We start from the raw sequence: 19378 nt of genomic DNA on the forward strand, positions 1-19378 counted from the left end.
CGCAAATGAATAAGTCAAAAATCCTATACCAAATAGTAAAATCAAGAATCTTACTAACCAAGGATATCTGTAGGGTCGAAAAAAAGAAATTGCTCCAATGCCTACAAACAAAACCCCCAATAAAAACACAAAGATTGTATACAACAACTTTCACATCCTTATATAAACCAATAGCCTACAGGAGACAGAGTGACGGTTCTGCTGTATCAAAAAATCTTCCAAAAAAGGAGCAAAAGGTACTTCCCCTTACTCCCTAGAATCTCACACTCAGGCTCCTTTATTGCCCATGCGCTTTTCCCAATTCAATTTTAATTCAGGTGTCGCATGAGGAACTAGATACTCCTGTATAACCTGGTTCACCTTTTCTTCACCTACCAGATTATAAGTAGGAAATTTGATGTTCTTTTTGTTTGTGGTTTGGACTACAAGATACTTTAAGCTGGAGCCGCCCCATTTGATATCTTTGATTTCATTGATTGGAACATGATCTTTACGACCTTTTAACAGTCCAGACTCAATCGTTAATAATGTCTTGCCTGAAAGGATCACACTTATGAGCTTGAGTAAAATGGATCCTGAAAAAATCAGTCCGATCAATCCGATTACGATACTGAAAAAGCCTCTTACGAAACTTGAATCAGGCGCTACAACAAACAGAACAAAGGCGGAAAGCAAAGTGCCAAATAACGCCGATGACACCATGCAGCCGGCACCTGGATTCGTGTAGAGGATCTCGACCTTACCTTCTGAAACTTTTATATTATGTTCTTCCATATAAAGCTCACCTTTCACATAAGAAAAGCTTACAGAACTAATCGCTTTAGCCTGCAAGCTTCTATAAAGTTATGCACCTTTATTGCTCATACGCTTATTCCAGTTCTGCTTAAATTCTGGGGTCGCATATGGAACGACATAATCGTTAATCACCTGGTTCACTTTCTCTTCAGGAACAAGGTTATAAGAAGATAACTTGACGGTCTTTTTATTTTTCGTTTTGATTGCCAGATACTTCAATGAACTGCCAGCCCATTTCATATCTGTGATGTCCTTAATCGCGACTGCCTTGTTTTTCCCTTTAAAATACCCATCCTGAACTGTATATACTGCCTTTCCGGTGAGTATAGCTCTTAACACTTTTATCAACATTGTGCTGATAAACAAGAAGCCAATGCCCCCAGTTATCACTCCTATAAATGCTCTTACTACCCCTGATGTAGGAACTATGTAAAATAAGATGAAGAGGGATGCCAAGAACATGATACCGCCACCAGTCAATAGGCAACCTGCCCCTCCGCCGGTATAGACTACTTCAACTAATTTAACATGGAGATGACTTCTGCCAGCTCTTCCACTAGAGTAAACTAATGATTTTTGTATACCAAAGAGACAAAGGGACGGTGATGTGCCGTCTCTATAATTTACACAATTTCACTTATTATGAATAAAGAACCTTCTCCCTGACCCTCCACCATTTCCCCACACAAAAAAAAGCACAAGGTACGTCCCCATGCTCAGAATTAACGCTGCCTAAATTCCTACCTTTGGAATCAAGCCTAGTTTATCAGCTTTTCTTAACGCTTCTGTCCTGGACTTTACCCCCAGCTTGCTGAAGATTCCTGTTAGGGAATACTCAATTGACCTTTGACTTAGGAGAAGATTTTCACCAATTTCCCTGTTTGTATATCCTTCGGAAACCTCAATTAAGATCTTCTGCTCCCTCTCTGTCAAACTGACATCGGATAAATCTCCCCCTAAAGGCTTGGTCTCCACTTTCTTTAGCTGCCTTAACAATTCCAAGGGCAAAACGACTTCTCCTCTTAACGCACATCTTATCGAGGTAATGAACTGTTCTTTTGAGGCCGTTTTACTTATGAATCCATGCACTCCTGATTCCAACAATATATTAAAATGGGTACTGATTTCAAATCCGGTAAAGATGATGATGATTGCTTCTGGATGACTAGAGAGTATTTTCTTCGCCAGTGTAAGTCCAGTTACTTCTGGCATATAAAGGTCAAGAATGAATACTTGATAATTATCAAAGTTCTTGGCATCAAGATCTTGGTTAACGGGATCGATATAATCCGCTCTAAAGTCTTCTTCTTGGTCCAGTATAAGTCTTGTTCCTTCGCCAATCGCAGGATGATCATCTACAATAAGAATATGAATCATACCTTTCTCCTTTCTTTATTGGAAAATGGAATTGAATAAAAACTCCTCTGTCTTTTCCTGATTCGACTTTAAAGGTTCCTCCATAACCTGCAGCTCTTTCCTTTAAACTTACAAGACCCAATTGGTCAGACCCCTCTAGATGTTCCGAAGGTTCAAAACCAACTCCATTGTCTCGATATTCAATGACCAAGTTTTCTTCAACCTGGTTCAAATTCATTTCTATAAGGGAAGCCCTTGAATGCTTTACGGCATTATTCAATAATTCCTGGAAAATCCTATAAATATTAAGGCTGAAATCAATATCATTTTCAAGGGAATCTATTAGATTATGTCGGAACTTCACAACCATGTTGGTTCTTAAATGCACCTTGCCAATCAATTCTTCTATAGAAAATAGTATCCCATTCTCTATCAACAAAGGTGGCCGTAATTCATGACAAACCTCCCTGACCAAGGAGATTCCATCAAGAATTCTTTCTTGAATACAGCGAACTTCAGCAAGGAGTTCCTCTTTGCTTAGACTTTCATTCATAGAGTCGAACTTACGATTGATGAATATACTCTCTTGAAGAATAGTATCGTGAATATCCTTGGAAAGGTTCATTCTCTCCCGCTCTGATATAGAAAAGAGCAGTTTAGAAAAAAACGAATAGGAGGGTGCCTCTTCAATCCTATTCTGTGGAGATTGCAGTTCTGTAAGCAATTCATCGATTTGCCATAGGTTTTCGAAAGAAACGAATGTATGGTAGGCAAGGGCTCTTAACCATTCCATTTCTTCACGATTTAACTTTGTCGAATTTGGCTTCGATTTACTGAACAGCAAATAATTAAAATCACTCGTACTGCCAACCTTCACAAAGAAGCATTTATGGTTCTGGTGTATTTCACCAACTTCAAGATTCCTTAGAATTCCAATCGGAATTTCCTCAGGAGCATCTTGAAAGTCTTTAAGCTTAGGAATCCCCATTACCGAAACTTCATTAACAGACAAGACGGTCCGGACCTCTTCTGAGAGCTTTACGAATAACTTATCCCGGGATGGCTCATTTTTAATCATTTCAATATATCTGTATAAACTGTATTGATAAAAATTTTTACCTGCCAACACGCTTAATCTGAAATCATAATGAAATATATCCTTTATAAGATATAAGAAAATATTCAACAACAAAAACAAAATCACGGTGAACGTAATAAAGTCTGAGGAAACTAAAGAATCCTTTATTAAAAAAAGCATCAGAACGGCTATGATCAGTGTAAAGAGCATGGAGACTACAAAATTATAGACAACTCGATTTATGACAAAGTCAATGTCAAACAACTGCTTGGCCATCAACAGATAAACGATTGTTAGGGGAAGAATCAATATAAAGATAGCACCAAACTCTCCAGATACAATCCCTGATCCGAAAAAAATCATTGGGATGCTATTCAGGAACATGAATGGAAAGAAAGCGAGAATGATTCCAGATAACAAGATTTTCAAATTGGCTCTTAGTGCAGGATCCTGCTGCCTGATCAAAAGGATGATAAGTGAAAAAACAATCAAGATAACTTCCAAAATGAACGAAAGAGAGATCAGAGCAGTGCGAATATCCTGCATTGCATAAATAAAAAGAGATAATAAAAATACCGAAAAAGACAGGATGTTACTAAACACAAGCATTTTTAAAAGTCTCTTATGAATGAAAGATACATTAAATTTATTTCTTATGTAATTATCAAGGAAATACGCGAAGAATACTGGGATCAGCATCAAAGTGGCAAAGGTCATGCCTTTGCTGAAGATGTCGGACCTCGCCGAACCACTTGCATTGAGATAACTGCATCCCAGGCAAACGGTGAATAATAATAGATACAAGGCTTCACGCCCACCAGTATAACGGCTGTATACAAATAGACCCAGCAGGACAGATATGAGAAGAACGGAGATTGGATACAAAAGTTGAGTCCCTAATTGAAGGTTCCCGTATCCCTTCTCTACTATGTATTCCATTCGATTTCCTTGGCGATCAAGGATGAATGAATGGGCTTTCTCAATCGTACTGAACATCTGCACTGGCAGATGTTCAGCTGGAGGTGCACCATTTATCGAAACAATTCTATCGCTGATGTTTATATCTGAATTAACTGCCCACCCATTGGGTTGCATACCGTACACCAAATATGCGTTCTCGTCTGGGAGTCGCTTAACGTCTAGTCCGATATAGGGATAATTAAGGACTATGTAAGCTGAATAAATAATGTTGAGCAAAGCAAATAAAATTGTGCCATAAAAAACAATCTTTCTATTACTATCTAACTTGATATGACCGTGGAAACTCATTCAACTCTCCCGGATCAATCCCAATATCCAGCTCTTTTCGACAATCCAGAAGAACTGTCAAAGACATCTAATATCGCCTGGAGTTCTGTAGATGTAACATTGATCAGACTGGCTGTCCCCACTTTCACCTTGTCCAAAACATCAGCATTTTCCACTAAATAACTTATTAACTCCTGCATTATAATTCCTCCTTATAAGATAAATTGTTTTAACTGATTTCTTTTATCATCCTCAACGGGCAATTCATCGATCATCCTGGATACCTCTAGACTCCAGACTCTTTGTTTGACTTGAGCATACTGGACTGCACCAGACTGTTTAATTTTCTCAACAACTAATGGAAGGGTTTCTTCTATAAGCCCTCGATCTGTAAAGACTTCCCGGACAACTTCCTTCGATGCCTGGTTGAATTCATTTAACAGGTATAAAACTGGCAAGGTCCTTCTTTTATTCAACAGGTCATTTTTGGTGTCAGTCCTTAATACTCCCTCAATATCATTGCTGACTTGAGCAAACATTCCCACAGTTTCCGAATATTTTCTGATGATTTCCAAAGCCTGAGGAGATGCATTTCCCGCGATAGCCCCAGCAAGACAGGCTAATGCAGTGAGTTTTCCAGACTTCAGCCGGATCATCTGAATATAGTCCTCTTCTCCCTTAATTAAATCCAATAGGTCCAAATGCTGTCCTGCTATAGAGTCAAGACTGTAATCTTGAATGCAGCTGAGCAATTCTTGCCCATGGGGAATGGATTTCGAAATAGTGAATGAATATTGATTTGAAAGACTTAACAGCCCCAATCCAATATTCAACGCAATGGAGTCGGGAACTTGTGACCATGGAGTAAACGGATTATCCTTATCTTGCAAATCATCAAAAATATCTGCCGAGAGTATTAGAATTTCTATAACAGCTGCCAATTCATAAATATGCTTTTCACTATTATCAAAAAGGTGATGATGAAGGACTGTCAACTTACCGAAAACCAGACCTTTTTCAGCTTTGAATCTAACAAACTCCTTAGCGCTTTCCTTGAATGAACCTTGAAAAATAGAGCTCTCAATGACCTTGATCATTTCCACATAAATTGGTACAGCACTAGAATCCATCATTCCTAAAACCTCATAACCATTTGTCTATGACCTTTCGACAAGGCCCAATAAGAGGGGACTTCCTTGTGTGGAATGGTCTATTTTACCAGTAGTATACCATGACTCATGTGAATTGTTGAGAATTTTTAGTAAATTCTTAGTAATTTAGCACGACTTTTCCCTGTTCCAGACAGAATAGAAAGGCCCATATCAAAGTCATTTTTGTAAAAATAGAAAAACGGTTATCGGAATCAAAATTTTAATGATAGATACGAAAGCTTGGAAAATCCACGGTCAAGGCAGAGAATGACTTAATAGCTTTCAGTCATTCCTTCGGTTTTCTGACTGCAATTAAGATACCGGTCAGACCTGCAGCTAAAATAGGAGCCAAGCTATAAGTACTATATTTCCACTGTCCAGTCTTCAAAGATAGAATTAAGAAGATGAGTGGAAAGACAATTAAAATGAACAAAGAAATGAACATCGCCATCTTTCTGCCTTTTTTCATAAAATCACCCTCAATTCTTATCTAGATTCCATTTAAAAGTTTTAACTGATATGAAATAAACAACCACTGTAAAACCAATGATGACTAAGATATCTGTCATAAGAGAATATTCGCCAGGTAAATCTGGGAAAAAGATCTGCCTCATCGCATCACCAAGATAGGTGAAAGGAATGAACATGGCGATTTTTTCGATGATATCTGGAAGCAAAGTGAATGGCAGCAGAACACCGCTCAACATGAGCAATGGCGCACTAACACCTGCAAGTACTCCGCTTGTAACTTCACTAGATTTGAAAACCGAACCAAAAAAGAATCCCAGTGTCAGCATAAGTCCCACACCGAGTAAGGATAATAATATGATTGGAACCAAATTGTTTAATGAAATAAAACCAAATAATAGACCTAAAATCATAAACAAGGTAATTTGAATCACTGAGAGTAAATAGCGGATACTGATTTGGGCAAGGATGAAAGTTGTCTTACTTAATGGACTTAGTTCGAACATCCTTAAGATTCCTTTTTGCCTCATTTCCACAATAGGAGTCGAGGTGCCAAGCAGCCCGATCGACATTAATGCAAAAATCAATAAACCCGGAAACATGAATTCAAAAAACTCCAGCCCCATTGATTCCGATGCAGGCACCATTTTACCCATCACACCAAAAAACAAAAGGAAGATCAATGGAAACACTAAAATGAAAAACATAAGTTTGGGTTCGCGGATGATTTCAGTTAACCCAGCCTTAGTTAATTGACTGTACCCATTAAAGGAATTTTTCTGGGTCTTCCCAAAGCTGTCAACTTTAATTCTAGCATTTGTTTCAGTATTAACTTCCATCGGTCAATCCACTCCTCTTCTTAAATCTGACCCCGTTAAATTAATGAATGCAGATTCGAGTGTCTGCTTGATTGGAGTAGCATGCTTTTGAATAACTTTCTTCGGTGTATCACATACAACAAATCGGCCATCATGCAAAATAGCAATACGGTCACAGAGCTGGCTGGCTTCTTCCATATAGTGCGTTGTGATTAGGATCGTCTTTCCCTGCTTTTTCAACTTTTCCAGATTATCCCAAATAAGCAACCTGACCTGTGGATCCAACCCTGCTGTTGGTTCATCCAAGATCAATATAGAAGGATTACCTACTAATGCAAGAGCTATCAACAATCTTTGCCTTTGACCAACTGATAGATCCTTGACATATTTATTTGAGATTCCCTGCATATCATAATCATCCAGGATTCCGTTTATGTCCGTCTTCTCCTCATAGAAGCTCGCGAATAGCTCCATGATTTCCCTGACCTTTTGACGCTGCATAAGGGCTGCCTCTTGTGGCTGCACACCAATTTTATTAGTAAGAAATTTGCGGTGATCATTAGCATCTAACCCTAATATTTCAACTCTTTTTGCTTCAAATGACCTAAGACCAATCAAGCTTTCAAGGAAGGTTGTTTTACCAACTCCATTCCTTCCGAGAACCCCAAAAATTTCTCCCTGATTTAAAGTAAGGGAGATTTCATTCAACACTTTGCTTTCTCCATAACTCTTCGATAAACCTTCTACTATCAATGGTTCTTTCTCCATTACCAGCACGCTCATATTTTCAACTCCTAACCTTTAATTGGTTACTGTTGTTTTCCCTGCACTATACAGAAGTGCCGCTAAATAAGATTCCTCAATTGGCCATACCCCTAAGCGATTATTCATCATATGAGTGAAATGAAAATAAATGCCGTCAGGTCCACTCTCACCTAAAGGGTTCATTTCCTGTAAAATCAGCTTCAGTTCATCAGTGAATTGCTCCAATGCCCTTTCAGTATTTGGAGGAAATTCAGACACCAGTATTTCTTTGACTTTCTCATTTCTGGACATGGCAGAATTGATGAAGTTTTGGCTGATTTGATTATCACCATTTTTCAGTTTATCTCCTGCCCAATACTTCGTGTAGTTTAATAAGAACTCATCGATTTCGTTTTGGTTTTCCCAAGCCGCCTTCATCAGGTTATCCATCAACTTTATCGCAAATTCGAACCTGTTGACCCTCTCTGTTATAATGTCTTCGATAACCTCTAAAATAAGGTTACTGGATGAACTGAAGTGCTTTTCCGAGTGTAAGATTCCTTCTTCCCCTCCATACTTTTCTAACTCGGGATCATAAAGAGACAATTCAAATCTTCTCGCAGCCGAGGAGAAAAGCCCTTCTCCCATATTTAGCGGAAGCAGCCTTTTCGGAATGGCAATGGATTGTTCATTTAAAGATTCAAGAGAAGTTGACAGGAACTCTTCCAGGCATCCCATGACGTCCGAGAATTCATTTTCACTGATTTGGAAGCGGAGCCTGATATGTGGACCCGTTTCGTCCAGGTATCGGATAAAAAACCAATTGCTCACATCAAACATCGTTTTCACTTTGTATGCTGCTGGTTTTACAATGAAACTTACGAGGTAATCCAACTCGTGAATATCCTTCGAATAAATATTGTACTGAAGCCACTCATAATTTTTCATCTGTCTACCCCTTATTGGTATTTAATGCTTCCCAAACTGACGAACTCAGTTACCACAGGCTCTCCCGCCTCATTCTTGTACCATGTATCGCCTTCATTCGGTTGTACCTCTGTAAAGACAACAAATTTACTGTTATTTACTTTCCTGATCAACATATTGAGCGAATATAGATTATCAATATGTAAATAAAATGGTTTCTCTCCCAATAGAGAGCCATGTTCGTCAGAAACTAAAACAAATACTTCATTTGGCAAATAATTGGATTGGAAAAATTCTCTTATTTTAAACATAACATTGATTTTATCCGCAGTGGAAAGGATTTCTTCAAAATCGCTACTTGGGAAAATCCATTTTTCCCTATTAAGCACGATCCTTCCATCTTCTTCTCTTTCAATGTGCATCCTGTTTCCATTGAATTCAGTCTGAAATGGTCTTGGATTAATTCCAAAAGGAGTATTGATGATCCAGGGGTTAGCAAGCGTCATGAAAATCTTGTTGATCCCGGACGTCATATGCTCAGGTACCGTACCTGTATAAACCGGGGAAATCCGTTCACCTGATCCATCGATAATTTTCAGTACATCATTCTCGGTATCATGTTCAATGTTAAAGTCCTTCAAAAAATGCTTGGTTCCGCTATCCGTATAATCCATATCTTCGACCCATCTTATAAAGTCATCCAATACTGAAAAATTCTCTTGCAAATTCGACCAATCCGTCGAAACGGAGAACTCCACAGGTCTGCCTTCAAACGTTTGTGTCATCCAACATTGCAGCTCTCTTCGGTAAACTTCAGGATTGAACAACTTGTTAAACCTTGAAAAAATGGTACCCCGCCCATTAGAAATCTTATTAACGATCAAAGAGTAATTCCCATTTAAAATGTCATCATAACTCTTAGCGGCAACTTGGAAAAATACATTGAATGTCAGTGGTTCTTTCAATTCAGCCTTTACCTTTAAAGGATCCATATCATAACTTCTTGCTGAACTGATCATATGGCTCAAAACATTCTCCTTGCTGGCCAGCTGGGTAAGAAATGTCAATAAGTCACATTTCTTACCTTTGCCGATATTGTCTTTATACCATTGAACCAATTGACTATAAAAATTCGTCACAAAAATATATGGTTCAATATGTTTTTCAAGCTTCTCCAAGTCTTTTTTTTACATGCTCTCCAAGGTACGGAATGGAGCATTTCGAGCGGACATCTTCATAAATTAACGTTTCACTTAATCGCTCAGCGCTGGTGAAAGGAATCTGTTCAATGATATGTTGAAGAGTCGTTCTGATATCCTGGACGATGTTCAGCCTTTTTGAGGCCCGCTCTTCTGCTATTAAGCGGCATCTAAGAGTTTCCAAATTCCTTAATAGACTGATTAAGGAATTGTCCTTTTCATTATTCCTTGTCTCAATAAGGTCCGCTATTTTAGCGAAAGGATCATCGATGGCACTCGAAAAAGGCGCAATGGGGCCTGATCAAACGTTGAGATAATAATAATTTCATAATCATGCTTTTGTTCGGGACATCCAGTTCTTCCTCCAAACCGGCCAAGAAAAACGGTGAATTAAACTTGTTATCAAGCTTAGAAAGTATAGTGACCAACATATTATTAGAGATGATTTCTTCTTTTTTCCAGCTAAATCCTCCCTGGTTATAGTACACACCTCTGATCCTTCGTGACTTTCCATCGAAATTCACTTCTGTTGAAAGATGGAATTGAATCAGGTGCTTATACTCGTCACTCCTGCTTACATATTCAAAGAAAGAGGTAATCAGTGACCTCGACCATCTTAGACTGTGCCTGGAGCCGTTACTCCATTGAAGTTCTTTTTCCCCACTATCTAAGCAAGTGCCTGCTAATTGGGTAAGAGTACTTAAAGGGCTCGTTTTCAAAATGGCACGCTGCAGATAGGAATAGGTTGATTTGGTAATATTGGCATCCAGGCTCCACTTTTTATTTTTCTTCCTTAATATAGTGTCAACCAGGCTGGGATTCACCAAAGAAAGCCCTCTGAGCAGTTCATTGTCATCTGTATCCTCAAATGCTGCCTTCAGGTTGTTTTCGGCAGCAGCGATTTCTTGATTATATGTTTCAACTAATCTCTCTTCACAGCAAACTAGTTCCATATGGTTTTCATACCAGCTCTTGAATAACTCTTTTTGCCCATCATTCAAATGAGAAAGCATGGATTGTAATTTCTGTTCCGTAATGCTGGTTCTTCTGTCATTATGCAAATCCCTTTTTAATTTTATAAAGGCGTTTCTTGAAGATTTATCTTCCACTTTTGGGATCACTGAAAAGATTTCATCTATTAATTCATTTGACAATGGTTTCAATGATTTTTTCAAATTCACGATTTTATCAATCATTGCCCCTGTTTCACATAAGTTTAGTGTTTTCATTTGCGGGGTACTGTTCACATTAATTCTAGTAAGCAGAAGATCAGCAATCCCGGTACTTGTGCCTTCAAGGATTTGTGGATTCATAAATCTCCCTCCAGGGCCTTAATTGATGGCCTTAATGATTATATTTAAAGTCAAATAGATTAATAACGAGAGGTATAGTACTGACAGGATGGAATAGGTAAAGTAAAAAAACTTCATCTTTACGCTTATGTTCTTGAGATACAACGGCAAAGACTTTTTAATTACCATTCCTTTCAGGAACTTAAGGCTTCTTCCGCGGACATTGATCTGCCCGGACAAGCTTTCAATTGTCCTGAACAAGTCTGTTGGCAATAAAGGATTACAGTTGAAGATAAATAATGAAAACTGAAAAACCATAATATGAAAAGCTATATAATGGAAAAATGTTCCTTCAGTCAAAATAGTGATTACAAGTGTTATCAAAGCCATTGTAATATCGTAAACAGGACCCACTACAGCAATGGCTGCCCTTTTTCCCGATGATAATTTGAATGTTTCAGCTGTTCTCACATAAGCAACAGGAATAAAATAATATAACAATCCTACACCAGCTTCTTTGACCTTACCGCCGACGTGTTTACACATTATTGCATGCATTAATTCATGTCCTGTAAGGTGGACGATCAGCCAGGGAATAATCAAGAAGTAATTTCTGCTCCCATAGAATAAACTAGGGTTATCCATCATAAAAATATAGATAAATAGGCATAATGATAATGTATATATGCTTATTGTTATTGTCCAAGTCTTTTTCGACCAGGCGGGAAGTTTGAGCTTAAATCCCTGCAGGTCTTCATCCAATGTAGATATAAGATTGAATTTCAAGATTCGTCCATCAATCTTATCCTTCCACATCGTTCCATTAGAACTTTTCTCTTCTTCAAGATTGTGGGTATGGGTAAAAATAACACCCACATTGAGCATTTGATTTATAAAGGCTGTTAATTGGTTGGTTACATCCGGATTTTTCAAATCGAAGCTTTCTCCCAGATCCCTAAATAACTCGTCGAACGTTACGTTTGACTCCCTGATCTTGGATAAGATCAGCTTCGCATGTGCCGGAATCCTGAAGAGTTTTTCTGTTTGTTTATTGTATAAATATATGTTATTATCTATATCACTTATTTCGAATAGATCATTGAATTGAAGTCTAGATGTACTTGAGAAATGAAAGGCATCCTGATTATTGTCATATATTAATGGTTCACCTGCCATTGATAGTTCCACCCTCTTTTAGTAATAAGAGACATATATAGCGGCAACTATATAATGTCTCTTATCCATACTTTTTTTGTTTATTACCCGGCAGAAGAGAATGTCGATGAAGTTCCCACAGATGATCCGCAACTACCCGCAGTTGCAAAGGATCCGCCAGTCAAAAGCGTGGCCAAACAGTTCGCGAGATTCAAGTCAGCTTCATTCGTAAGCTCTTCTGCATATAACTCCAAATCTACGTTTTCAGTCATGTCAAACCCACCTTATTATTTTTTAACATCCACAGGAAGCACTTGCTGCTGTCGATGCCGTTCCTGCACAACTTCCAAATGTTGATGCTGATGTGAACGAAGAGCCACAAGCCCAGCAGCAGCCATAATTCATGATAGAAGTTTCATTTTCAGAAAGCTCTTCAACAAACAACTCAAGTTCTTTTTTAGGATTAGTATCCATATGAGTCCTCCTAAAATTCAAAATTCACCTTACCAACTGAAACTGCTCATTGTTCCGTAAGTGCTTACGCTTGATGTAGGGCATGAAGCGCTTAGGGCACTGGACTCAGTGCTGATTGTAGAAGTAGATGCGAGCAAGACATTCCCTTGTGACATCTCAGGCAGTTCCTCAGCATATAGTTCTAATTGTTTCTTATCTTCCATGTTTATCACCTCCTTTCAAGTTGCTGTATTGGATGACCCAACGCGAAAGCAAACATCTGACACTTCCGATAACCATCCAGATCTGATATTTTCCTTAACCCACTTGGCAAAATGCCTGCGAAGACGGTTCCTACATAGCCTAGGTCAATTGTATGCAGCCATGAGAATTCGGCAATCGCGCCAGATTTTTTTAGCAGTCGATTGTATCCTCTTGGACCATATAGTTGGACAGCCCTCTCCACTTTTCCGACAAAAATGATGATAGCAGCAGCTTGAGAGAATTCTCTTTTTGCAGAAAAATCTCATTGATGATTTCTGTTAAACAGATATCATTTAAAGGAATCAATTCCTGTCCACAGTATTCATAAATACGGTCATTCTTGAATTCCAGATCTTTCTCGACCCTTCTGGCCAGAACATATTGCTCGATGCTGGTACCCTCTTCAAAATCCTCAAACCAGTTAGTCCTCTGGAACTCCTTATTGTTTTCTAGGATCTTCATCAAGTGTTCATATGATATGGCTTTCTCCTGATCGAAGAATCGTGTTGATTGTCGCGCACTTAATATCTGATCCAGACTATGATCGAATGCTGGCATTTCCGTAAGAATATGTTCAGATGCAGCCGGGAGATCCACCAATGAGCCATGCTTCGCTGTCTCAATCAACTCGTGAACAATCGTATAATTAGGGTGAAGTGCCTTATTCATCCAGCTCACTCCTTTTTCCTACTGCGATTAAGTATGTGATGATTTCTTTCCTTCTGTTGAACTTGAGTAACTGCATTAAATGATCATCGATATATCGATCTGTTTCCAACACACTCAATCCCGTTGCCTCACTCGATGCCTTTATATGGGTAAATGCAACACCTGCATCGAGATTCACGATTCTATATCCAAATTCTTTGTATTTTTGAGCAACTTTCTCATAGGAACCTGCAAGTACAAAATATCCCAAATGTTCCGAAAATTCCGCTTGGATTTTGTCCTTATCAGCTATGGCTTCAGCTAATATTGATTGATCCAGCTTCTCGGTAATTTGATAAAGCCCATGTTTTAATGGATCGTAAAAGTAAACGGCCTGTTCAAGCCCTTCAATTCCTGTATTCAAGAAATACATGTCAACGGATCCCAAATTCCCACCTGTCGGGGCATATCGATTCACTTGATTCGGTCTTGGAGTACTGCCCGTTTTGAGCCCATTCGAAAACAGCAGTATTTTTGCCAGCTTTCTTAAATCAGCAGCTTTCCCTTCCTTCAGTTCCTGTGCCGTCGGCAAGCTGCTTTCCTTCTCTAGCTGAATAAAAGGAAAGCTATGAAACTCTTTAAAAAACCTTGCCAACTCAAGATTCTTCGGTCGATAATGATTCTGATGATCTTTGATACTGATGAATTCACGAGGTGGAAACGATACAAAACTTTCATATTGACTTACGATATCAATAACCGGGTCCTTGTCGTCGACGCAATCACAACCTATACAATATGGAACTTTAGAGAATTTAATTTGATTTGAGTCCCATGTTTTTAAATCTACTATATTCACCATATTCTGGGTGATTAGAAGAGATGAGACCCTTGATAAGAAATTGGTCAGCTCCCCGGCCACATATCCTAAGCCTGCCTCTTTCAACCTGCTTACTCCAACGGAATCATCTGTTTCTGTACTGACAGAGATTCTCTCCAGCTGCTCTAGAAAACATTCAAAGCACATTGTATTTTCAGTATCTATGTATGGCCCAGTAATAAGCGTACTGCCCTGTAATATCGCAACAAAGCAAGGAACTTTCCTGGAAGCCAGCTTCTTCATGGTTACTTTATGGTCATATAAATCGTCGATGTGATCCAGAACCAACAAAGTAATCAGGTTGGCATCTGCGGATTGTTCAGCACAGTCCCGATCATCAACTTGTACCCCATATTGTAAAAAATGCTCTTTTAGTTTAATGTATTTCTCTCTGTCGGAAATAATATTGATCGTGTGGCTGCGCAGACGCTCTAAAGCCTGGCCAGCCGAAACATTGATTCGCGTCCCATCAATGAACCTTTCCAGATACGGCAGGTAAGGAGATGCAGGAGATTCATTTACTTGATACCCCTCTTGGATGACACCTCTTGTATATAATAAGGCTACAGCTTCATATATATTCCTGAGCTCATATTCTGGAAGCTCACTAGCTATTTTCGGAATACTTTTAGTACCATCCAATAACGGGATTAGTTCAGGAATCAATGTCTTAGTCGCATTCCCTCTAAGTAATTGTTTTTCGATTCCTCCATCTATGATAAGGCCATCCTCGAGATGTTGGATTAGGGTGAAGTGATTAGAAAACAAAGGTCTTTCAGGAAGCTTGAATTGCGGATCGTTGAAAACAGCCAATCCCATTTGTTGCGCTGTTATTTTTTTGGATGCAATCATTTTATAAGCTCCTTCCCGCCCATTTCATTTTTGAACATATTTTCCAAAGTCATATAGCTCCTGGCTGCCTCATTTTGTGTACCGCATCTTTCACACCCATGGACGCCAATGACATTACTTTTATAACCATATCGACTATAAGTATTGAAGTTGAATATTTGACCTTCCAGGCTACCTAAATTATGTTCGAGCGTATAAAGCAGCCAATTACCGAACATACTTACGTCTGCAGGGTGGAAACCCATATCCGAAGGAATCATATTATGATTGTAGAATTCATTGACCGAATTCTGCACGGCAGCGATTGGACTATGCTGCAAGACACGATCAACAAAGCAATGGTAGCAGGCACCTTCATCCGTATTACTTAGCGGTCCAATAGTAACCATTGGTTGATTCGCAATGACAGGAAAGAACTTCGCACCAATTGAATAAGCATGCTTCTCCAAATTCTTACATAAATCAACACAAGGCTGAGAACTTAGAACAATGAATAATTCCGCTTCCTGTAATAATTCCATGTCGTATTCAGGATAAATACCACTTAATTGGGTTATTTGGATATTATCCATATTTCTATCTAGAAAACTAGCGATTTCATCGGCAAATTTTCCAATGCTGAATAATTGAATCTTCATTTTTTAACCCCCTTTTCTCCAATTTCATTTAGGCAAATGGCTGAGGATCTTTATTGATATCCTGTTCCCTTTTGATTCCGTATCCCATTTTAAGAGGAGCAGAATATAGTCTTTCCGTTCCTAAGAATCTCGCCGTGTACGCAAACGATAATGGCATCAACGAAGGAGCAATCACTTTTACAGCGTACATTCCGTGTCTCCTGGACTCATCGGTTGTCATGTCTACTGCGATCAATTCATGCCCTTTCTGTCCTAGGTGGTCAATCAAGAAATCAAGGTCTGCTTTGCTATCACCTGTAGCGTAGTTAGCCATGTCCTCAAAATTAGTGGTATTCGGGGATTCTTTCAGAAAATCAAACTTGTGCATGTTTTCTGGTTTCCCCATAAATAAAGCCCCGTCCATTACATCGAGAAATTCATCTATGTTTCTATCATTCTGCTTTTTATTTTGTAAGGCGATCCTTAAGGAGGCAGCCTCTCTCATGATTTTAGTCAAAGCAATATTGGGGTCTAATTCCGTAGTACACATGACAATGGTAGACAACTTTGGGTTATGGGGAGTTGTCTGAACGCAATAGATGGAAGGAATGCCCACATCGGTTGTCGCGTCAAAAAACTCAGTGATGACAAAATCCTGATTGATGATTTGTTGATAATATTCCTGAACCCATTTCGGCAACTTGTACTCATTGATTTTCAATTTAGGAAGCTGTAAACGCTGCAGCCATGTCAAGGCAATCGCATCTCGCTCAACAACCTCATTGATCCCGTTAATCAGTGCTTCTTCATAACTTCTGTGAATGGCACAACCAGTCGATATTGGCAGCCAAAATCTTTCATTTTCATGCTGGGGGATATGTAGATAAGTCATGACAGCCGGTACCCATACAGTCCTCTTATTCGTAAGCGAGTAACCTTTGACCCAGCGAATCACTTTGTCTTTGTCTGGCTTGCTAATGAAGCATGAGGGATGAGCCGCTTCTAAGTCTGAAATCTGCGGGATGCTATCCAGATTCAAGGCTTCGTCGCCAAGCTCGTTAGCAGTGGCATAAATGAATTGCTCTTCTTTATAAACACACGAACAATACCTTTCCAGAGTCTCAGCAATCGCTTTGGTTCGCGCTAGATCTTCCTTCAAATCTCCTCCAGCACCAGTAAGTTCGATCGGCCTGCCGTAATTACGGTTCTTAAATAAGCTGACATTGTTCAGGTCCCCAAGCGAAGCACTGAATATCGGGTAGTCTGGCTCACCACAATTGGTAGGAAGACTTACTGGGTAAGACATTAATCCTCCCAATGGATTATGGAAATTCTCCAAAGGCTTTGTTCCCAAAAAAAACCCTCCTTTAATATGGAATTAAAATGATACATTGGATGTGTATTTCCAGTATAATGTAACTAAACTTTGACAACACCGAAATCTTCGGTGAAGTATACCGAAAACTTTATGTGGTTTACTTCATTTTTCCACAATAATGAATGCGGTACCGTATGAGAAGAGAGAGGTTATTGAAATTACTTACTGAATTGTTGATTAGTTGCATTAGCATATTGTATATATTTGTTTCAAACATCATTACCTGTCGACTTTCAAATAGTAATGTTCATTTTTTGACCGATTTCAGTTCCCTATGCACAAATTTTTCAACTTTATACAAACAAGATACCAGGACTATTACCCTATGAGATTAGATCATTGATTAGTCAGAGGATGTACACGAGGGTGGCTTATAGCCACTGTAAAATAGATAAAGGGACGGTGCTTAAAGTACCTGGTTGTCCAAACCACAAACAAAAAGAAAATCAAATTCCCTACTTATAATCTGGTAGGTGAAGAAAAGGTGAACCAGCTTATACAGGAATATCTAGTCCCACATGCGACACCTGAATTAAAATTGAATTGGGAAAAACGCATGGATAATAAAGGAGCCTAAGACCAAGGGACGGTTGTCTTTTCCCATTATTGAAGGGTGATTTTCTCAATCCTATTTCTAATTCAAAGAAAAGAGGTTTAGGTATGGGGAGGAAAAATGTCTTTGTTGGTGTTTTAGTCGTTTTGTTGATTGTTGGAAGTTGGTTGGTGGAGACTTAGGGACGGTTCTTTACGACCTTTTAAAGATCCAGACTCAATTGTTAATAATGTCTTGCCTGAAAGGATGACACTTATGAGTTTGAGTAAGATGAAGCCTGAAAAAATCAGCCCAATCAGTCCGATAACGATACTTAAAAGGCCTCTAACAAAACCTGAATCAGGCGCTACAACAAACAGAACAAAGGCGGAAAGCAACGTACCAAATAACGCAGATGATGCCATGCAACCAGCACCGAAATTCGTGTAGAGAATCTCGACCTTTCCTTCTGAAATTTTTATATTATGTTCTTCCATATTAAGGTCACCTTTCACATAAGAAAAGCTTACAGAGCTAATCGCTTTAGCCAGCAAGCTCCTACCAATCTATGCGCCTTTATTGCTCATACACTTATTCCAGTTCTGCTTAAATTCCTATAATAATGAATTTACTAGACCTGACCAATCCGCAAAGGAATAAGTCAAAAACCCTACACCAAAGAGTAAAATCAAGAATCTTACTAACCAAGGATATTTGTAGGGCCGAAAAAAAGAAACTGCTCCAATTCCTACAAGCAATACCCCCAATAAAAACACAAAGATTGTATACAACAACATTCACATCCTTATATAAACCAATAGCCTACAGGAGACAGAGTGACGGTTCTGCTGTATCAAAAAATCTTCCAAAAAAGGAGCAAAAGGTACTTCCCCTTACTCCCTAGAATCTCACAATCAGTCTCCTCTATTGCCCATACGTTTTTCCCAATTCCGTTTCAATTCAGGGGTCGCATTGGGTATAACATAATCATTGATCACCTGGTTCACTTTTTCTTCTGGAACGAGATTATAAGAAGATAACTTGACGGTCTTTTTATTTACCGTTTTGATTGCCAGGTACTTCAATGAACTGCCAGCCCACTTCATATCTGTGATATCCTTAATCGGGACTGCCTTGTTTTTCCCTTTAAAATACCCATCCTGACTGTATATATTGCCTTTCCGGTTAGTACGGCTCTTAAAACTTTTATCAACATTGTGCTGATAAACAAGAAGCCAATGCCTCCAATTATAACTCCTATAAATGCTCTTACTACCCCTGATGTAGGAACTATGTAAAATAAGATGAAGAGGGAGGCCAAGAACATGATACCGCCACCAGTCAACAGACAACCTGCTCCTCCGCTGGTATAAACGACCTCTACTCGATCATCGTAAACTTTTATATTATTCTCTTGCATTTCATTTTCCATAAGGCACCTTTTCCAATGACTCTATGACATTTTCTTTGATTAATTTGGAAGCAGAGTTTCTTCCAAAAACAAGAAGCAAAAGGCCCCTTAT

General features: G+C 38.9%; 24 protein-coding genes. 1 reads left to right on the plus strand and 23 read right to left on the minus strand.

Going from position 1 to position 19378, the window contains the following annotated elements:
* Positions 1 to 267: 267 nt before the first annotated feature.
* The 20 genes from LC048_RS19440 to LC048_RS19535 form a co-directional block, all read right to left on the minus strand.
* Positions 268 to 774 (minus strand): DUF5381 family protein, encoded by a 507-nt coding sequence (locus tag LC048_RS19440; protein WP_226606102.1) that lies wholly within the window; start codon positions 772 to 774, stop codon positions 268 to 270.
* A 69-nt stretch (positions 775 to 843) separates the two neighbouring features.
* Positions 844 to 1377, minus strand: coding sequence for a DUF5381 family protein (locus LC048_RS19445; RefSeq protein WP_226606286.1), 534 nt, complete (start codon positions 1375 to 1377; stop codon positions 844 to 846).
* 150 nt (positions 1378 to 1527) lie between these two features.
* A complete protein-coding gene (locus LC048_RS19450; protein WP_306048536.1) occupies positions 1528 to 2172 on the minus strand; it encodes a response regulator transcription factor in 645 nt (214 codons plus the stop codon).
* Positions 2147 to 4498, minus strand: coding sequence for a sensor histidine kinase (locus LC048_RS19455; protein ID WP_226606098.1), 2352 nt, complete (start codon positions 4496 to 4498; stop codon positions 2147 to 2149). Before LC048_RS19455 ends, LC048_RS19450 begins: the two co-directional genes overlap by 26 nt.
* Positions 4499 to 4512: 14 nt before the next feature.
* Positions 4513 to 4677: a competence pheromone ComX gene (gene comX, locus LC048_RS19460; RefSeq protein WP_226606095.1), complete on the minus strand. Its 165-nt coding sequence runs from the start codon at positions 4675 to 4677 to the stop codon at positions 4513 to 4515.
* A 12-nt stretch (positions 4678 to 4689) separates the two neighbouring features.
* Positions 4690 to 5610, minus strand: coding sequence for a polyprenyl synthetase family protein (locus LC048_RS19465; RefSeq protein WP_226606092.1), 921 nt, complete (start codon positions 5608 to 5610; stop codon positions 4690 to 4692).
* Between the two features lie 304 nt (positions 5611 to 5914).
* A complete protein-coding gene (locus LC048_RS19470; RefSeq protein ID WP_226606090.1) occupies positions 5915 to 6097 on the minus strand; it encodes a hypothetical protein in 183 nt (60 codons plus the stop codon).
* A gap of 10 nt (positions 6098 to 6107) precedes the next feature.
* Positions 6108 to 6935 carry an ABC transporter permease gene (locus tag LC048_RS19475; RefSeq protein WP_226606088.1) on the minus strand — a complete coding sequence of 276 codons (828 nt, stop codon included), beginning with the start codon at positions 6933 to 6935 and terminating at the stop codon, positions 6108 to 6110.
* Between the two features lie 3 nt (positions 6936 to 6938).
* Positions 6939 to 7697 carry an ABC transporter ATP-binding protein gene (locus tag LC048_RS19480; protein WP_226606085.1) on the minus strand — a complete coding sequence of 253 codons (759 nt, stop codon included), beginning with the start codon at positions 7695 to 7697 and terminating at the stop codon, positions 6939 to 6941.
* Between the two features lie 18 nt (positions 7698 to 7715).
* Positions 7716 to 8606 (minus strand): thiopeptide-type bacteriocin biosynthesis protein, encoded by an 891-nt coding sequence (locus tag LC048_RS19485; RefSeq protein WP_226606083.1) that lies wholly within the window; start codon positions 8604 to 8606, stop codon positions 7716 to 7718.
* A gap of 11 nt (positions 8607 to 8617) precedes the next feature.
* Positions 8618 to 9763: a hypothetical protein gene (locus LC048_RS19490; protein ID WP_306048542.1), complete on the minus strand. Its 1146-nt coding sequence runs from the start codon at positions 9761 to 9763 to the stop codon at positions 8618 to 8620.
* 284 nt (positions 9764 to 10047) lie between these two features.
* A complete protein-coding gene (locus LC048_RS19495) occupies positions 10048 to 11097 on the minus strand; it encodes a hypothetical protein (RefSeq protein ID WP_306048544.1) in 1050 nt (349 codons plus the stop codon).
* 18 nt (positions 11098 to 11115) lie between these two features.
* Positions 11116 to 12252: a site-2 protease family protein gene (locus LC048_RS19500; RefSeq protein WP_226606077.1), complete on the minus strand. Its 1137-nt coding sequence runs from the start codon at positions 12250 to 12252 to the stop codon at positions 11116 to 11118.
* A gap of 83 nt (positions 12253 to 12335) precedes the next feature.
* Positions 12336 to 12503 carry a thiocillin family RiPP gene (locus tag LC048_RS19505; protein ID WP_226606074.1) on the minus strand — a complete coding sequence of 56 codons (168 nt, stop codon included), beginning with the start codon at positions 12501 to 12503 and terminating at the stop codon, positions 12336 to 12338.
* Positions 12504 to 12525: 22 nt separating this feature from the next.
* Positions 12526 to 12705, minus strand: a complete 180-nt coding sequence (locus LC048_RS19510; protein WP_226606072.1) for a hypothetical protein — start codon at positions 12703 to 12705, stop codon at positions 12526 to 12528.
* Positions 12706 to 12734: 29 nt separating this feature from the next.
* Positions 12735 to 12908, minus strand: coding sequence for a thiocillin family RiPP (locus tag LC048_RS19515; protein ID WP_226606069.1), 174 nt, complete (start codon positions 12906 to 12908; stop codon positions 12735 to 12737).
* Between the two features lie 190 nt (positions 12909 to 13098).
* Positions 13099 to 13617, minus strand: a complete 519-nt coding sequence (locus tag LC048_RS19520) for a hypothetical protein (RefSeq protein ID WP_306048546.1) — start codon at positions 13615 to 13617, stop codon at positions 13099 to 13101.
* Entirely contained in the window at positions 13610 to 15328 is a 1719-nt protein-coding gene (locus LC048_RS19525) for a SagB family peptide dehydrogenase (protein ID WP_306048548.1), read from the minus strand. Before LC048_RS19525 ends, LC048_RS19520 begins: the two co-directional genes overlap by 8 nt.
* Positions 15325 to 15966: a hypothetical protein gene (locus LC048_RS19530; RefSeq protein ID WP_226606059.1), complete on the minus strand. Its 642-nt coding sequence runs from the start codon at positions 15964 to 15966 to the stop codon at positions 15325 to 15327. Before LC048_RS19530 ends, LC048_RS19525 begins: the two co-directional genes overlap by 4 nt.
* Positions 15967 to 15994: 28 nt before the next feature.
* On the minus strand, positions 15995 to 17299 hold the full coding sequence (locus LC048_RS19535; RefSeq protein ID WP_226606056.1) for a YcaO-like family protein: 1305 nt from the start codon (positions 17297 to 17299) through the stop codon (positions 15995 to 15997).
* Positions 17300 to 17714: 415 nt separating this feature from the next.
* On the opposite strand from LC048_RS19535, the gene LC048_RS25170 reads away from it, so the two are divergent.
* On the plus strand, positions 17715 to 17900 hold the full coding sequence (locus LC048_RS25170; RefSeq protein ID WP_226606285.1) for a DUF5381 family protein: 186 nt from the start codon (positions 17715 to 17717) through the stop codon (positions 17898 to 17900).
* A 113-nt stretch (positions 17901 to 18013) separates the two neighbouring features.
* Here LC048_RS25170 and LC048_RS19540 read toward each other — a convergent pair whose 3' ends face one another.
* The 3 genes from LC048_RS19540 to LC048_RS19550 all read right to left on the minus strand — a co-directional run bounded on the left by LC048_RS19540 (position 18014) and on the right by LC048_RS19550 (position 19287).
* A complete protein-coding gene (locus LC048_RS19540; RefSeq protein ID WP_226606040.1) occupies positions 18014 to 18352 on the minus strand; it encodes a DUF5381 family protein in 339 nt (112 codons plus the stop codon).
* 417 nt (positions 18353 to 18769) lie between these two features.
* Positions 18770 to 18961, minus strand: coding sequence for a DUF5381 family protein (locus LC048_RS19545; RefSeq protein WP_306048550.1), 192 nt, complete (start codon positions 18959 to 18961; stop codon positions 18770 to 18772).
* Complete coding sequence (locus tag LC048_RS19550) at positions 18958 to 19287, minus strand: DUF5381 family protein (RefSeq protein ID WP_306048552.1); 330 nt, start codon at positions 19285 to 19287, stop codon at positions 18958 to 18960. The genes LC048_RS19545 and LC048_RS19550 overlap by 4 nt, the downstream gene beginning before the upstream one ends.
* Positions 19288 to 19378: the final 91 nt, after the last annotated feature.

It is taken from the genome of Mesobacillus subterraneus, from assembly GCF_020524355.2.
Taxonomy (GTDB): Bacteria; Bacillota; Bacilli; order Bacillales; family Cytobacillaceae; genus Mesobacillus; species Mesobacillus subterraneus_C.

Excerpts from the sequence above, each read along its gene's own strand:
- LC048_RS19505 (WP_226606074.1), bottom strand. The coding sequence starts at position 12,503 with ATGACTGAAAACGTAGATTTGGAGTTATATGCAGAAGAGCTTACGAAT.
- LC048_RS19470 (WP_226606090.1), bottom strand. The coding sequence starts at position 6,097 with ATGAAAAAAGGCAGAAAGATGGCGATGTTCATTTCTTTGTTCATTTTA.
- LC048_RS19500 (WP_226606077.1), bottom strand. The coding sequence starts at position 12,252 with ATGGCAGGTGAACCATTAATATATGACAATAATCAGGATGCCTTTCAT.
- LC048_RS19475 (WP_226606088.1), bottom strand. The coding sequence starts at position 6,935 with ATGGAAGTTAATACTGAAACAAATGCTAGAATTAAAGTTGACAGCTTT.
- LC048_RS19440 (WP_226606102.1), bottom strand. The coding sequence starts at position 774 with ATGGAAGAACATAATATAAAAGTTTCAGAAGGTAAGGTCGAGATCCTC.
- LC048_RS19520 (WP_306048546.1), bottom strand. The coding sequence starts at position 13,617 with ATGAATAAGGCACTTCACCCTAATTATACGATTGTTCACGAGTTGATT.
- comX (WP_226606095.1), bottom strand. The coding sequence starts at position 4,677 with ATGCAGGAGTTAATAAGTTATTTAGTGGAAAATGCTGATGTTTTGGAC.
- LC048_RS19485 (WP_226606083.1), bottom strand. The coding sequence starts at position 8,606 with ATGAAAAATTATGAGTGGCTTCAGTACAATATTTATTCGAAGGATATT.
- LC048_RS19540 (WP_226606040.1), bottom strand. The coding sequence starts at position 18,352 with ATGGAAGAACATAATATAAAAATTTCAGAAGGAAAGGTCGAGATTCTC.
- LC048_RS19525 (WP_306048548.1), bottom strand. The coding sequence starts at position 15,328 with ATGATTGCATCCAAAAAAATAACAGCGCAACAAATGGGATTGGCTGTT.
- LC048_RS19495 (WP_306048544.1), bottom strand. The coding sequence starts at position 11,097 with ATGAATCCACAAATCCTTGAAGGCACAAGTACCGGGATTGCTGATCTT.
- LC048_RS19515 (WP_226606069.1), bottom strand. The coding sequence starts at position 12,908 with ATGGAAGATAAGAAACAATTAGAACTATATGCTGAGGAACTGCCTGAG.
- LC048_RS19545 (WP_306048550.1), bottom strand. The coding sequence starts at position 18,961 with ATGAAGTGGGCTGGCAGTTCATTGAAGTACCTGGCAATCAAAACGGTA.
- LC048_RS19455 (WP_226606098.1), bottom strand. The coding sequence starts at position 4,498 with ATGAGTTTCCACGGTCATATCAAGTTAGATAGTAATAGAAAGATTGTT.
- LC048_RS19465 (WP_226606092.1), bottom strand. The coding sequence starts at position 5,610 with ATGATGGATTCTAGTGCTGTACCAATTTATGTGGAAATGATCAAGGTC.
- LC048_RS19480 (WP_226606085.1), bottom strand. The coding sequence starts at position 7,697 with ATGAGCGTGCTGGTAATGGAGAAAGAACCATTGATAGTAGAAGGTTTA.
- LC048_RS19510 (WP_226606072.1), bottom strand. The coding sequence starts at position 12,705 with ATGGATACTAATCCTAAAAAAGAACTTGAGTTGTTTGTTGAAGAGCTT.
- LC048_RS19450 (WP_306048536.1), bottom strand. The coding sequence starts at position 2,172 with ATGATTCATATTCTTATTGTAGATGATCATCCTGCGATTGGCGAAGGA.
- LC048_RS19530 (WP_226606059.1), bottom strand. The coding sequence starts at position 15,966 with ATGAAGATTCAATTATTCAGCATTGGAAAATTTGCCGATGAAATCGCT.
- LC048_RS19550 (WP_306048552.1), bottom strand. The coding sequence starts at position 19,287 with ATGGAAAATGAAATGCAAGAGAATAATATAAAAGTTTACGATGATCGA.